The sequence below is a fragment of the Streptomyces abyssalis genome, assembly GCF_001751365.1.
In the GTDB taxonomy this organism is placed as follows: Bacteria; Actinomycetota; Actinomycetes; order Streptomycetales; family Streptomycetaceae; genus Streptomyces; species Streptomyces abyssalis.
Genome location: NZ_LJGT01000037.1, coordinates 164,218 through 178,589 on the forward strand (window position 1 = coordinate 164,218; position 14,372 = coordinate 178,589).

Here is a 14,372-nt window from a genome sequence, read left to right on the forward strand (position 1 = left end):
CGTGCTTTCATTGGTCGCATGATCGACGATGAGCTGATCGCAGCGGTCGAAGGCGTCGTACGCAGGGCGGTCGCGCAGGAGGTGACTCCGCGGTGGCGGCAGCTCGGTGACGACGAGGTGGTGCAGAAGAGCGGGCCGCACGACCTGGTCACCGTCGCCGACCAGCGTGCCGAGGAGCAGCTGACCAGAGAGCTGGCCAACCTGCTGCCCGGCTCCGTCGTCGTCGGCGAGGAAGCGGTGCACGCCAAGCCCGCCACGTACGAGGCGCTGCACGGCGACGCACCCGTGTGGATCGTCGACCCGATCGACGGCACACGGCAGTTCGTCCGCGGCCACGAAGGCTTCTGCACCCTCGTCGCCCTCGCCCGCTACGGCGAACTCCTCGCGTCCTGGACGTACGCGCCGGTCCCCGACGAGATGGCCGTCGCCCGGCACCGCGGCGGCGCGCTGCTCAACGGGGAGGCTCTGCTCGCCGGATCGCCCGAGGAGGGCAAGGTGCTCGAAGTGGCCACCTCCCACCCGGACTTCACCACCGACGCACAGAAACGCTCGCTGCTCGGGCTGCGCACCGAAGGCGTCGCCCCGCGCCCCTGCGGCTCCGCGGGTCTGGAGTACCTGTCCGTGGCGCGCGGGCGCGTCGACGCCGTCGCCTTCAGCTGGGAGGCCGCCTGGGACCACGCCGCGGGGCTGCTCCTGGTGGCCGAGGCGGGCGGCGAGAGCCGCACCGTCGACGGGCAGCCCTTCCGCCTCGCCGGCGGCAACGCGCTGCCCTTCACCGCGGCGCGGGACGCCGGCACGGCCCGGCGTATGGTGGGGCTGCTGCGCGCCGGACGTTGACCAGGTACGGCACGCGACCTCACAGGCGAGGGGAGAGCCGACAGTGCCATCGATCCGTGACGCGGTCGTCGTCGGAGCGGGACCGAACGGTCTGACCGCGGCAGTCGAACTGGCCCGCCGCGGCTGGTCCGTGGAGCTGTTCGAGGCCAGGGAGACCGTCGGGGGCGGTGCGCGCACCGAGGAGCTGACACTGCCGGGTTTCCGGCACGACCCCTGTTCCGCCGTGCATCCGACGGGCGCGGTCTCGCCCGCCTTCAACGGCATGCCGCTGGAGAAGTACGGACTGGAGTGGCTGCACCCCGAACTGTGCATGGCCAACCCCTTCCCTGACGGCACGGCAGCCGTGCTCTCCCGCTCCGTCAGTGAGACGGCGATCTCGCTCGGCGCGCGCGACGCGGGCACCTACCGGCGCATGGTCGAGCCCTTCCTCGCCAAGTGGGAGGAGCTCGCAGAGGACTTCCTGGGCATGGGCTCCTGGTTCAACGGCCGTTTCCCGCAGCACCCGTTGCTGCTCGCCCGGTTCGGTCTGACCGCCCTGCAGCCCGTCAGCACGCTCAACGTCCGCTTCCGCGACGAGAAAGCCCGTGCCCTGATGGCGGGCATGGGCGGTCACGTCATCGCACCGCTGTCCACGCCCGCCATGAGCGGAGCGGCGCTGACCTTCGCACTGGCCGCGCACAAGGCCGGCTGGCCCGTTCCGCGGGGCGGATCGCAGTCCGTCTCCGACGCCCTCGCCGCGTATCTACGCGCGAAGGGCGGCCGGATCCACACGGGCTACGAGGTCAAGCGGCTCGACGACCTTCCCCCGGCCCGCGCCTACGTCTTCGACACCTCCCCACGGGCCCTCGCCCGCATCGCCGGGCTGGGCAACGCCTACGACGGATTCCGCTACGGCCCGGGCGTCTTCAAGATCGACTACGCGCTGGACGGACCCGTCCCGTGGACGTCCGAGGCGGCACGCCGTGCCGGGACCGTCCACGTCGGCCCCACCGCGGGCGCGATCGGCACGGCTCTCAAGGACGCCGTCTCCGGCCGCGCACCCGAGCGTCCCTTCCTCATCACCGCCCAGCCGAGCCTCGTGGACGAGAGCCGCGCACCCGAGGGCAAGCACGTCTTCTGGGTGTACGGGCATGTCCCGAACGGCTGGGAAGGCGACGCCACCGAGGCCGTCGAGGCCCAACTGGAGCGCTTCGCACCCGGGTTCCGCGACCGCGTACTGGCCCGTGCGACGGCCGGTCCGCCCCAACTGGCCGCGCGGAACGCCAACTACGTCGGCGGAGACTTCTGCGCGGGCGCCGCCGACGGGCTCCAGCTGCTCATCCGTCCGAAGCTGACGCCCCTTCCGTACAGCACCGCTCACCCCGCGGTCTTCCTCTGCTCCTCCTCGACGCCTCCCGGCCCCGGAGTGCACGGAATGTCCGGACATCATGCGGCCCGTGCGGTCTGGCGGGAGCTGCGGCGGCGCTCCTGAGCCCCCGGCGGGGCGGCGGCACCCTCCGGGACTCTTGACCTGGGATGCGAAATGGATGACCGAGCGGTGCCCTCTCGTTGCATGGCCCATGGTGGCCGGGGGCCCGTGCCGGATAAGGTCGCACCGGCGCGACTGCCTGTTCGAACGTAAACAGACCCAGGGGCAGAACCATGACGACGACGGCGCGCGTACTGATCGCCGCGGACAAGTTCAAGGGATCGCTGACGGCCGTCGAGGTCGCCGAGCGGATCACAGCCGGGATCAGGCGGGCGCGGCCCGGCGCGAGCGTGGAATCGCTGCCCGTCGCGGACGGCGGCGACGGCACGGTGGCGGCAGCCGTCGCCGGCGGCTTCGAACGCCACGAGAGGGAGGTCACCGGGCCGCTGGGCGCGCCCGTCACCGCGGCCTTCGCACTCCGTGACGGCACGGCGGTGGTCGAGATGGCCGAGGCCTCCGGCCTCGAACTGATGCCCCCCGGCGTCTTCGCCCCGCTGACCGCCACCACCCGGGGCACCGGCGAACTGATCCTCGCCGCCGTCGAGGCCGGCGCCCGCACCGTCGTGCTCGGCGTCGGCGGCTCCGCGACGACGGACGGCGGCACCGGAATGCTCGAAGCACTCGGCGCCCGTTTCCTCGACGAGGACGGCGACCCGGTGCCGCACGGCGGCGGGCCCCTGGTGGAGATGGTCTCCGCCGACCTCTCCGGGCTCGACGAACGGCTGGCGGACATCGAGGTCGTGCTCGCCAGCGACGTCGACAACCCGCTCACCGGCCCGAAGGGCGCCGCGTACGTCTACGGCCCGCAGAAGGGCGCGGGGGAGCAGGACGTGAAGGTTCTCGACTCCGCGCTCACCCACTTCGTGCACGTGATGGGCGAGTCCGTCGGTCCCCGCGCGGCCGAGAGCGCGGAGGCCCCCGGCGCGGGCGCGGCCGGCGGCATCGGCTACGGCGCGCTCGTCGGGCTGAACGCGACCTTCCGCCCCGGTATCGACGTACTGCTGGAAGTCCTGGGCTTCGCAGGCGCGCTCGAACGCGCCGACCTTGTCATCACCGGTGAGGGCTCGCTGGACGAGCAGACCCTGCACGGCAAGGCCCCGGCGGGCGTCGCGTCGGCGGCTCGCAAGGCGGGTAAGCCCGTCGTCGCGGTGTGCGGCCGCCTCGGCCTGGACAACAAGGCCCTCAAGGGCGCCGGCATCGAACGCGTCTATGCGCTCAGCGACTTGGAGAAGGACAAGGACCGCTGCATGTCGCAGGCGGGCCCCCTACTGGAACAGCTCGCCGAACGCCTCGCGGAGGACCGCCTCTAGGCACCCCGGCACCACTTCGCCACCACGCTGTCGCGGGCAGCGCCGCGCCCGTGCGCCAGTGGTGTCATGGGCACGCCCGCGCGCCGCCCGCACCGCGTGCACCGTCCGTTCCCTCCGCGCCGGGAACGCGGCCCCCCGCCGCCCCGGACTCGGCACAGACCCAAAGGGTCCCGCCCGAGCCGAAAATGTTAGTGTCTAACATAAGGTCTCTCCGAGCACGGACGAAGGCGGAACCGGCAGTCATGGGCAAGAGCGAGCGGACGCGGGAGCGGCTGGCCGAGACGGCGCTGGAACTCTTCGAACGCCAGGGGTTCGAGCAGACGACCGTCGGCCAGATCGCCGCTGCCGCCGGGGTCACCGAGATGACGTTCTTCCGCCACTTCCCGGCCAAGCACCAGGTGCTCTTCGAAGACCCCTATGACGCCCTCATCGCCGACGCCGTCGCCGCCCAGCCGGGAGGGTCGGCCCCGCTGCGCAGAGCCGCGGGCGGCCTGCGGCAGGCGTGGTCGCGCGTGCCGGAACCGGACGGGGACGTCGTACGGAGGCGGGTGCGGATCGTGGCGGGCACCCCCTCCCTGCGGGGCGAGATGTGGCGCAACAACAGCGAGACGGAACGGCTGGTCGCCGAACAGCTCGTACGGGACGGAGCCCGGCCGCTCCCCGCGAAGGCGGCCGCCGCGGCCGTGCTCGCCGCGGTGACCGCCGCGCTGCTGGAGTGGTCCGTCGGCGAGGACGCCCCCCTCGGCGACGCGGTCCTCACAGCGCTGGAGACGGTGGAGGGCGGCGGGAATGAGTGAACTCCGCCTGCAGACCAGGAACTTGACGCGTGCCTTCCCGGGCGGCGCCGGCGTGCACGGTGTCGACCTGGACGTCACCGCCGGGCAGATCCATGCGCTGGTCGGGCTCAACGGTGCCGGAAAGACCACGCTGATGCGCCTTCTGCTGGGGATGCTGCGCCCGGACTCGGGAGCCGTACGCCTGGGCGGGTGCGCCCTAGGCGAAGCGGGCGCGGCGACATGGGCCAGGGTCGGCCACCTCGTCGGCCACCCCCTCGCCTACCCGGAACTCGACGCCGAGTCCAACCTCACGGTGGCCGCGCGGATGCGCGGCGTCCCGCGTCCGCGCATACCCGCCATGGTGGCCCGTGCGCTGGCCGAACTCGATCTCGAACAGTACGCCCGTGTACGTACCCGGGTGCTCTCGAGCGGCAACAGGCAGCGCCTCGGAGTCGCCGGTGCGCTCCAGCACGACCCGGACCTGGTCGTGCTCGACGAGCCGACCAACGCCCTCGACCCCGCGGGAGTCCTCCTCGTGAGGGAGGCCTTGCTGCGCAGGGCGCACGCCGGAGCCGGGGTGCTCGTCTCCAGCCACCACCTCGACGAGGTGGCGCGAATCGCGCACCGCATCACGGTCGTCAACCGCGGCCGCACGATCGGCACGCTGGATCCGGAGGGCGTGGAGATCGAACGGGCCTTCTTCGCGCTGGTCCATGCCGACGACGAACGGAGGAAGGGATGCACACAGCCTTCGCGGCCGCGCTGACCGTCGAGGTCCGTAAGTTCGCCGCGTCCCGGGTCGTGCGGACCGCCACGGTGCTGGTCGTCCTGGGCATCGCGGTGCTGACGGGTTCGATGACCGCGGCTGCGGAGGCGGGCAACGAGGAAATCCTCGCTCAGCTCGGGGCGTTCGCCGACGCGGAGGGCTGGGACCGGCTGGCAGGCGTGGCCGCTCAGATCACCGGAGCGGGCGGGCTGCTCGGCTTCGGGGTCGTGCTGGCGTGGGCGGTGGGCCGGGAGTTCGCAGAGGGCACGGTCAGCGGTCTGTTCGCACTCCCGGTGTCCCGGGCGACCGTCATGGCGGCGAAGCTGACCACGTTCGCCGTCTGGACGGCGGGCGTCGCCGTCGCGCTGGTGACGGTCCTTGCCGTGACCGGCGTTGTCGCGGGCAACGGAGCGCCCGATGCCGAGGCGTTCGCCGGGCTCGGGCGGCTGCTCGCACTGGTCGTCTTCTCCGGGCTGCTCGCCGCACCTGCGGCGTGGGCGGCCACGCTCGGGCGGGGACTCCTCCCGGGTATCGCGACCTCCATCGGCACCGTCGTCGTCGCACAGGTCATGGTCGTCTCGGGTACCGGTGCCTGGTTCCCCGTCGCCGCGCCCTCGCTGTGGGCCATGCGGCCGGGCGACGTCTCAGCCGTCCAGCTGGCGCTCGCGCTGCTGGTCCCGCTCATATCGGGTCTGCTGGCCATGCGGGCCTGGTCCCGCCTTCAGCTCGACCGCTGACGGGCGCGGGCGACGACAGGGCGCCGGCGTCCCGCGACTTGTGACAAACGGACCGGACCGGGCCGCAGACTGCGGCCCGGTCCGGTCCGTTTCACGTTCATGCCCGGCGGCCACCGGCCGCGGGCCGGGCGCCTAACCCTGCGCGGCCGTCCTCGCCTCGCGACGGTTGTCGCGGAAGGTGTGCACGCGGCGGGCCGTCGCGAAGAGCGGGATGACCGCGCCGAGCACGACCTGCAGGGCACAGCCGGTCTGCAGCAGCACCTCGCCGCCCGGTGCGTCGAACGCCCAGGCTGCGAGCAGTCCCATGCTCGCGACGATCCAGCCCAGCATCGCCACCGCGAGACGGCCCGTCGGCTTCGGGTACTCGACGCGGCTCACCATCAGCCACGCGACACCCATGATCGCCAGTAGCGTCGGCACGAACGGCAGCTCCAGCAGCACGATCGAGACGACGGTCAGCGCCCCGAAGGGCCCGGGCATGCCCTGGAACATCCCGTCGCGCATCGGTACGCACGAGAATCTGGCAAGCCGCAGCACCACCGCCAGCAGCACCACGACGGCGGCCACCACGGACACGTGCTGGTTCGCGTCGTTGGCGACCATGCCCCATGTGGCGACGAAGTAGGCGGGGGCCAGTCCGAAGCTGATGAGGTCGGAGAGGTTGTCCAGTTCCGCGCCCATCGCCGAGCTGCGCAGCTTGCGCGCCACCAGCCCGTCGAAGAGGTCGAAGACGGACGCCAGGAGCATCAGCATCACGGCGGTGGCGGCGCTGTGCCGCGCCATGCCGCCGTCCTCGCTGCCCGTCAGATGCGGGATGAGGACACCGGTCGTGGTGAAGTAGACCGCCATGAAGCCGCAGGTGGCGTTGCCCAGCGTGAGGGTGTCCGCTATCGACAGCCGCGTGGAGAGCGGCATTTCGTCGTCGTCCGCCTCAGCCTCGGCGACCCAGGCGGCGGCCTGCGTATCGGGATCAATCACGGTCAAGACGAGTCACCCCCGCGGTGGTGGCCTGGCCGACCTCGACGGCGGCCTCGACTCCCTCGGGAAGGTAGACGTCCACGCGGGAGCCGAAGCGGATCAGCCCGATGCGGTCGCCCTGTTCGACCTTGCAGCCCTGCGGCACGTACGGAACGATCCGCCGCGCCACCGCACCGGCGATCTGGATCATCTCCACGTCGCCGATCTCGGTGTCGAAGTGCCAGACGACCCGCTCGTTGTTCTCGCTCTCCTTGTTGAAGGCCGGCACGTAGCCACCGGGGATGTGCTCCACGGAGGCCACCGTGCCCGCGAGGGGAGCGCGGTTGACGTGGACGTTGAGCGGGCTCATGAAGATCGCGACGCGGGTGCGTCCGTCGTGCCACGGCATGATGCTCTGCACCACACCGTCGGCCGGGGAGATGACGCGTCCCTGCGTGATCTCGCGCTCCGGGTCGCGGAAGAACCAGAGCATGCCCGCCGCGAGCGCCGTCGCCGGTACGGCGACCGCGGCCGCTCTCTTCGACCGGCGGGCGCGCAGCAGGCCGACGGCTGCGGTGGCCACGGTCGGCAGAAGCCACGGCGACGCTCCGCGCGCGATGCGGACTCGTCCGCGGGGTGCAGAGGATGGGCTGTGGGGCATGTATGACCTTCGTAGCGGAGGGAGCCGCGGCTGTGATTGGGGGACGACGGCTTTCCGGGATGTTAGCGGTAACGGATGGCAACTGGCCAAGCCAGTGCGGCAGTCCGTGACCTGAATCCCGGTCCGGGATGTCGTCCTGGCTGTCAGGAAAACATCCCGAAAAGGGACATCACCCCTGGAAGCGATACTCCTCCAACAGGCGGCGGCCTACGATCATTTTCTGGATCTCGGCGGTTCCTTCACCGATCAAGAGCATCGGCGCCTCGCGGTAGAGGCGCTCGATCTCGTACTCCTTGGAGAAACCGTACCCGCCGTGGATGCGAAACGCGTCCTCCACGACCTCCTTGCAGTACTCGGAGGCGAGGTATTTGGCCATTCCGGCTTCCAGGTCGTTGCGCTGACCGGCGTCTTTCTTGCGGGCCGCGCCCACCATCAGTGCGTGGGCGGCTTCGACCTTCGTTCCCATCTCGGCCAGCTTGAACTGAATGGCCTGGTGCTGGGCGATCGGCTTTCCGAAAGTGTGCCGTTGCTGTGCGTAGTCGATGCCCAGCTCGAAGGCACGCTGTGCCACTCCGCAGCCACGCGCGGCGACATTGACGCGGCCGACTTCGACGCCGTCCATCATCTGGTAGAAACCGCGGCCGGTCTCCCCGCCGAGGACGCGGTCGGCAGGCACCCGGAGGTCCTGCATGATGAGCTCCGTCGTGTCGACGCCCTTGTAGCCCATCTTGTCGATCTTGCCGGGGATGGTCAGCCCGGGCCGCACCTCGCCGAAGCCCGGCTCCTTCTCCACCAGGAACGTCGTCATCGACTTGTGCGGCGCCGTGGATTCCGGGTGCCCCTCGTCCGTACGGCACAGGACCGCGACCAGCGTCGACGAGCCGCCGTTCGTCAGCCACATCTTCTGGCCGTTCAGCACGAAGCCGCCGCCGTCCCCGCCCTCGCGTACGCCCTTGGACGAGATGGCCGAGACGTCCGAGCCGAGGCCCGGCTCCGACATGGAGAACGCGCCCCGCACCTCGCCCGTGGCCATCCGCGGCAGGAAGTGGTCCTTCTGCTCCTGCGTGCCGTGCTGCTTGAGCATGTACGCCACGATGAAGTGGGTGTTGATGATGCCCGAGACGCTCATCCAGCCCCGGGCGATCTCCTCGACGCACAGCGCGTAGGTGAGCAGGGACTCACCGAGACCGCCGTACTCCTCGGGGATCATCAGCCCGAACAGCCCCAGTTCCTTGAGGCCTTCGACTATCTCCGTCGGGTATTCGTCGCGGTGCTCCAGCTCCGTGGCGACCGGGAGGATCTCCTTGTCGACGAAGCTGCGGACGGTGGAGAGGATCTCCTGCTGGATCTCGGTGAGACCTTCGGTCTGTGCGAGCCGTCCCATCTCACTTTCCTCCCTTGGCCACGCCTTGCGAGGGGGCCTCACGCAGTTCGGGGCGGCCGGGCTGCTCTCCGCCGCGCTCCTTGACGTACGCCTCCGTGGGGACCATGACCTTGCGGCGGAAGACGCACACGAGCGTGCCGTCCTGCTTGTACCCCTTGGTCTCGACGTGCACGATCCCGCGGTCGCTCTTCGACTTCGAGGGGATCTTGTCGAGGACGGTCGTCTCGCCGTAGAGGGTGTCGCCGTGGAAGGTCGGCGCGACGTGCTTGAGCGACTCGATCTCCAGGTTGGCGATGGCCTTCCCCGAGACGTCCGGCACGGACATGCCCAGCAGCAGCGAGTAGATGTAGTTGCCGACGACGACGTTCTTGCCGAAGTCGGTCGTCCGCTCCGCGTAGTTGGTGTCCATGTGGAGCGGGTGGTGGTTCATCGTGAGCAGACAGAACAGGTGGTCGTCGTACTCGGTGACGGTCTTGCCGGGCCAGTGCCTGTAGACGTCCCCGACGGTGAACTCTTCGTAGGTGCGGCCGAATTGCATGTCGCTCACGCCTCCGGTGCTTCGAAGGACTTCGTACGCTTCATGCCGGCGGCCCGGCCCTTGCCCGAGATGACCAGGGCCATCTTGCGGCTGGCCTCGTCGATCATCTCGTCGCCGAGCATCGCCGAGCCCTTCTTGCCGCCCTGCTCGGACGTGAAGTACTCGTACGCGTCCAGGATCATCTCCGCGTGGTCGTAGTCCTCCTGCGAGGGCGAGAAGATCTCGTTGGAGGCCTCGACCTGGCCCGGGTGCAGCACCCACTTGCCGTCGTAGCCGAGAGCGGCGGCACGGCCGGCGACCTCGCGGAAGCCGTCGACGTTCTTGATCATCAGGTAGGGGCCGTCGATGGCCTGGAGGTCGTGCGTGCGGGCGGCCATCAGGATGCGCATGAGGATGTAGTGGTAGGCGTCCGCCGGGTAGCCGGGCGGCTGTTCGCCCACGACGAGGGACTTCATGTTGATGGACGCCATGAAGTCCGCCGGCCCGAAGACGATGGTCTCCATCCGCGGCGAGGCGGCGGCGATCTCGTCGACGTTCACCAGGCCCTTGGCGTTCTCGATCTGTGCCTCGATGCCGATGCGGCCCACCTCGAAGCCCATCGTCGTCTCGATCTGCGTCAGCAGCATGTCCAGGGCGTGGACCTGCTGGGCGTCCTGCACCTTCGGCAGCATGATGCAGTCGAGGTTCTGCCCGGCGCCCTCGACGACGGTGATCACGTCCCGGTAGGTCCAGTGCGTGGTCCAGTCGTTGACGCGCACGACCCGTGTCTTGCCGCTCCAGTCGCCTTCGTTGAGGAACTTCACGATGGTGTGCCGGGCGTCGGGCTTGGCGAGCGGCGCACACGCGTCCTCCAGGTCGAGGAAGACCTGGTCCGCGGGGAGGCCCTGGGCCTTCTCCAGGAAGCGCGGGTTGCTTCCGGGCACCGCCATGCAGGAGCGCCGAGGGCGCAGACGGCGGGATGCCTGGCCGGTGTCCGGCGACGGGGCTGTCATGCGGGGACCTCCAGGGGGTCGAGCTTGTTCGCTGTGCGGATTTCGTTGACGATACGGCCGATGATCTCCGTGATGCCGAAGTCCTTCGGCGTGAAGACCGCCGCGACTCCGGCCTCGCGCAGCGCGGCGGCGTCGGCCGAGGGGATGATGCCCCCGACGACGACCGGGAGATCGTCCGCGCCCGAGCGCCGCAGCCGCTCCAGCACGTCCGGCACCAGCTCCGCGTGCGAGCCGGAGAGGATGGACAGGCCGACGCAGTGCACGTCCTCGGCGACGGCGGCCGAGGAGATCTGTTCGGGCGTGAGCCGGATGCCCTGGTAGATCACCTCGAAGCCCGCGTCACGCGCCCGTACGGCGATCTGTTCCGCTCCGTTGCTGTGCCCGTCCAGGCCGGGCTTGCCCACCAGCAGGCGGAGCTTGCCGACGCCGAGATCACTGGCGGTCAGCTCCACCCGGCGGCGTACGTCGGCGAGCGTGGAGCCCTCCTCGGCGCGAACCGCCACGGGCGCGCTGCTGACGCCGGTGGGCGCGCGGAACTCGCCGAACACCTCACGCAGGGCGCCGGCCCACTCCCCGGTGGTGACGCCCGCACGGGCGCACTCCAGCGTCGCCTCCATGAGGTTCGCGTCGGTGGCGGCGGCGTCCTTGAGCCGCCGGAGCGCGTCGAGGGCGGACGCGTCCGGCGCCTCGTCGCGCGTGGCACGCCAGCGCCCGACGGCCTCGGCGACCTGTGCCTCGGTCGACGGGTCGACGGTGTGGATCGCCGTGTCCAGGTCGGCGGTGAGCGGGTTCGGCTCGGTCGACTCGTAGCAGTTGACGCCGACGATCTTCTCCTCGCCCGACTCGATGCGGCCGCGCCGCTCGGCGTGCGAGGAGACCAACTCCGACTTCAGATAGCCCGATTCGACGGCCGCCATGGCGCCGCCCAGCTTCTCGATGTGCTCCATCTCGGCGAAGGACGCCTCGACGAGTTCGCTCACCTTCGCCTCGACGACGTGTGAGCCGGCGAAGAGGTCGTCGTACTCCAGCAGGTCGCTCTCCAGGGCGAGGACTTGCTGGATGCGCAGCGACCACTGCTGGTCCCAGGGGCGCGGCAGGCCCAACGCCTCGTTCCAGGCGGGCAGTTGGACGGCGCGGGCACGGGCGTCCTTGGAGAGGGTGACGGCCAGCATCTCCAGCACGATCCGCTGGATGTTGTTCTCCGGCTGAGCCTCGGTCAGGCCCAGGGAGTTGACCTGCACGCCGTACCGGAAGCGGCGCTGCTTGGGGTTCTCGATGCCGTAGCGCTCATGAGTGACGCGGTCCCAGATGCGGGTGAAGGCCCGCATCTTGCACATCTCCTCGACGAAGCGGACGCCCGCGTTGACGAAGAAGGAGATCCGCGCCACCACGTCGCCCATCCGCTCCTGCGGCACCTGCCCCGAGTCGCGTACGGCGTCCAGCACCGCGGTCGCCGTGCTCATCGCGTACGCGATCTCCTGCACCGGCGTGGCACCGGCCTCCTGGAGGTGGTAGCTGCAGATGTTGATCGGGTTCCACTTAGGGATGTGGCTGACCGTGTAGGCGATCATGTCCGTCGTCAGACGGAGCGACGGCACCGGCGGGAAGACGTGCGTACCCCGCGAGAGGTACTCCTTCACGATGTCGTTCTGCGTCGTCCCCTGGAGCTTGGAGATGTCGGCGCCGTGCTCCTCGGCGACGACCTGGTACAGCGCCAGCAGCCACATGGCGGTGGCGTTGATCGTCATCGAGGTGTTCATCTGCTCCAGCGGGATGCCCTCGAACAGCCGCCGCATGTCGGACACATGGGAGACCGGCACGCCGACCCGGCCGACCTCGCCACGTGCGAGGACGTGGTCGGGGTCGTAACCGGTCTGCGTCGGCAGGTCGAAGGCGACCGAGAGCCCGGTCTGGCCCTTGGCCAGGTTGCGCCGGTAGAGCTCGTTGGACGCTTCGGCGGTGGAGTGACCCGCGTACGTGCGCATCAGCCACGGCCGGTCCTTTTCCCGCTCAGGCATGCTTGGCCCGCGCGCCGTCGGCGTCCGCGTCCCTGAACAGGTTGATCGAGCCGAGATGCCTGGCGCGCTTCTCCTCGTCGCGGACGCCCAGGCCCTCCTCGGGAGCGAGCGCGAGCACGCCCACCTTGCCCTGATGGAGGTTGCGCTGCACGTCGTGGGCCGCCTGGCCCGTCTCCTCCAGGTTGTACGTACGGGAGAGAGTCGGGTGGATCTTGCCCTTGGCGATGAGCCGGTTGGCCTCCCACGCCTCGCGGTAGTTGGCGAAGTGCGAGCCGACGATGCTCTTCAGCGACATCCACAGGTAGCGGTTGTCGTAGGTGTGCTGATAGCCCGAGGTCGAGGCGCAGGTGACGATGGTGCCGCCCTTGCGCGTGACGTACACGCTGGCGCCGAAGGTCTCGCGCCCCGGGTGCTCGAAGACGATGTCGACGTCCTCGCCGCCGGTCAGTTCGCGGATGCGCTTGCCGAAGCGCTTCCACTCCCTGGGGTCCTGGTTGTGCTCGTCCTTCCAGAACTTGTAGCCCTCGGCGTTGCGGTCGATGATCGCCTCGGCGCCCATGCGGCGGCAGATGTCCGCCTTCTGGTCGCTGGAGACCACACAGATCGGGTTGGCGCCGCCGGCGAGCGCGAACTGCGTCGCGTACGAGCCGAGTCCGCCGCTCGCGCCCCAGATGAGGACGTTGTCGCCCTGCTTCATCCCGGCGCCGTTGCGGGAGACGAGCTGCCGGTAGGCGGTGGAGTTGACCAGGCCGGGGGCGGCGGCCTCCTCCCAGCTGAGGTGGTCCGGCTTCGGCATCAGCTGGTTCGACTTGACCAGTGCGATCTCCGCGAGACCGCCGAAGTTGGTCTCGAAGCCCCAGATGCGCTGCTCCGGGTCGAGCATCGTGTCGTTGTGGCCGTCGGCCGCCTCCAGCTCGACGGAGAGGCAGTGCGCGACCACTTCGTCGCCCGGCTTCCAGGAGTTCACGCCGGCGCCCGTACGCAGCACGACACCGGCCAGGTCGGAGCCGATGACGTGGTACGGCAGGTCGTGGCGCTTGGCCAGCGGGGAGAGGCGTCCGTAGCGCTCCAGGAACGCGAACGTGGACACGGGCTCGAAGAGTGAGGTCCACACCGAGTTGTAGTTGACGGAGGAGGCCATCACGGCCACCAGCGCCTCACCGGGCCCCAGTTCGGGCACCGGCACCTCGTCGAGGTGCAGGGACTTGCGGGGGTCCTTCTCCCGGGACGGGAGGCCGTCGAACATCTCGGCCTCGTCCTTGTGGACTGTCACCGCGCGGTAGGACTCCGGGAGAGAGAGGTTCGCGAAGTCTTCGGCGGTCGCGTCGGACGCGAGGATCGCGTCGAGGATCTTGTTCACGGTAATGCCTCCGGCGAAGCGCTGTGGAAGGAGACGCTCTGAGGGTCGTCGGGTATGAGGCAGAGCCGTCGGTTCGGCGGGTGATGCTGCTGGGGCGCTGGTGAGCGCGGTCGCCTGGTGACGCAGGCGTCCGGGCACGGACGGGTGTGGTGCCGCTGGGACAGCGCCCGGACACCGACCAAGGTATGACACCCAGTGCCAGGACACAAGACACTGCGTGCCAAGGATTTCTCAAATGTTTCGAGGGTGCGCACGCATGAGCGCGGTCCGCTACGCGCTGTGCTGTCACCGGCGCCCCGGGCTCCGCCCACCCCCGGGGGGCTCCGCCCGGCTGTCCCTGGGTTCCGCCGGTGCTCGCCTGCGGGCTCCGGCCCGCATTGGTGCCGGGCTCCGGCTCGCATCGGCCCCGGGCTCCGCGTGCAATGGCGCCGGGCGCCGCCCGTGCTCGTCTGCCGGGTTCGCCGGGCGCGTCGGTCTCGGGCTGTCCCGGGGCCCGGCCGGGCACCGCCTCCGCCCCGCCCGGCCCGGGGCCGGCGCCGGCCCCGGGCCGGGCGCGTGGCCGCTCCGT

Annotated in this window: 13 protein-coding genes; 6 read left to right on the forward strand and 7 right to left on the reverse strand. The window is 70.3% G+C overall.

What is annotated here, in order from left to right; genetic code table 11:
- Positions 1-18 precede the first annotated feature (18 nt).
- The 6 genes from AN215_RS03945 to AN215_RS03970 all read left to right on the forward strand — a co-directional run bounded on the left by AN215_RS03945 (position 19) and on the right by AN215_RS03970 (position 5,894).
- Positions 19-837, forward strand: coding sequence for an inositol monophosphatase family protein (locus AN215_RS03945; protein WP_070010196.1), 819 nt, complete (start codon positions 19-21; stop codon positions 835-837).
- A 43-nt stretch (positions 838-880) separates the two neighbouring features.
- A complete protein-coding gene (locus AN215_RS03950; RefSeq protein ID WP_070010195.1) occupies positions 881-2,308 on the forward strand; it encodes a phytoene desaturase family protein in 1,428 nt (475 codons plus the stop codon).
- Positions 2,309-2,478: 170 nt separating this feature from the next.
- Positions 2,479-3,615, forward strand: coding sequence for a glycerate kinase (locus tag AN215_RS03955; RefSeq protein ID WP_070010194.1), 1,137 nt, complete (start codon positions 2,479-2,481; stop codon positions 3,613-3,615).
- 242 nt (positions 3,616-3,857) lie between these two features.
- Positions 3,858-4,412 (forward strand): TetR/AcrR family transcriptional regulator, encoded by a 555-nt coding sequence (locus AN215_RS03960; protein WP_070010193.1) that lies wholly within the window; start codon positions 3,858-3,860, stop codon positions 4,410-4,412.
- Positions 4,405-5,157, forward strand: coding sequence for an ABC transporter ATP-binding protein (locus tag AN215_RS03965; protein WP_070010192.1), 753 nt, complete (start codon positions 4,405-4,407; stop codon positions 5,155-5,157). The genes AN215_RS03960 and AN215_RS03965 overlap by 8 nt, the downstream gene beginning before the upstream one ends.
- Positions 5,130-5,894, forward strand: a complete 765-nt coding sequence (locus tag AN215_RS03970) for an ABC transporter permease (RefSeq protein ID WP_070010191.1) — start codon at positions 5,130-5,132, stop codon at positions 5,892-5,894. Before AN215_RS03965 ends, AN215_RS03970 begins: the two co-directional genes overlap by 28 nt.
- Before the next feature lie 132 nt (positions 5,895-6,026).
- Here the strand turns inward: AN215_RS03970 and pssA are convergent, their stop codons facing one another.
- The 7 genes from pssA to ccrA form a co-directional block, all read right to left on the reverse strand.
- Complete coding sequence (pssA, locus tag AN215_RS03975; RefSeq protein ID WP_079122671.1) at positions 6,027-6,878, reverse strand: CDP-diacylglycerol--serine O-phosphatidyltransferase; 852 nt, start codon at positions 6,876-6,878, stop codon at positions 6,027-6,029.
- Positions 6,865-7,512, reverse strand: a complete 648-nt coding sequence (locus AN215_RS03980; RefSeq protein ID WP_070010189.1) for a phosphatidylserine decarboxylase — start codon at positions 7,510-7,512, stop codon at positions 6,865-6,867. Before AN215_RS03980 ends, pssA begins: the two co-directional genes overlap by 14 nt.
- A gap of 169 nt (positions 7,513-7,681) precedes the next feature.
- The gene (locus AN215_RS03985; protein ID WP_070010188.1) at positions 7,682-8,896 is read right to left on the reverse strand and encodes an acyl-CoA dehydrogenase family protein; all 1,215 of its coding nucleotides are present in this window, start codon (positions 8,894-8,896) and stop codon (positions 7,682-7,684) included.
- Position 8,897: 1 nt separating this feature from the next.
- Positions 8,898-9,434, reverse strand: a complete 537-nt coding sequence (locus AN215_RS03990; protein WP_070010364.1) for a MaoC family dehydratase — start codon at positions 9,432-9,434, stop codon at positions 8,898-8,900.
- Positions 9,435-9,439: 5 nt separating this feature from the next.
- Positions 9,440-10,426, reverse strand: a complete 987-nt coding sequence (locus AN215_RS03995) for an HpcH/HpaI aldolase/citrate lyase family protein (protein ID WP_070010187.1) — start codon at positions 10,424-10,426, stop codon at positions 9,440-9,442.
- On the reverse strand, positions 10,423-12,444 hold the full coding sequence (locus AN215_RS04000; RefSeq protein ID WP_070010186.1) for a protein meaA: 2,022 nt from the start codon (positions 12,442-12,444) through the stop codon (positions 10,423-10,425). The genes AN215_RS03995 and AN215_RS04000 overlap by 4 nt, the downstream gene beginning before the upstream one ends.
- A complete protein-coding gene (gene ccrA / locus AN215_RS04005; protein WP_070010185.1) occupies positions 12,437-13,804 on the reverse strand; it encodes a crotonyl-CoA carboxylase/reductase in 1,368 nt (455 codons plus the stop codon). The genes AN215_RS04000 and ccrA overlap by 8 nt, the downstream gene beginning before the upstream one ends.
- Between the last annotated feature and the right edge of the window lie 568 nt (positions 13,805-14,372).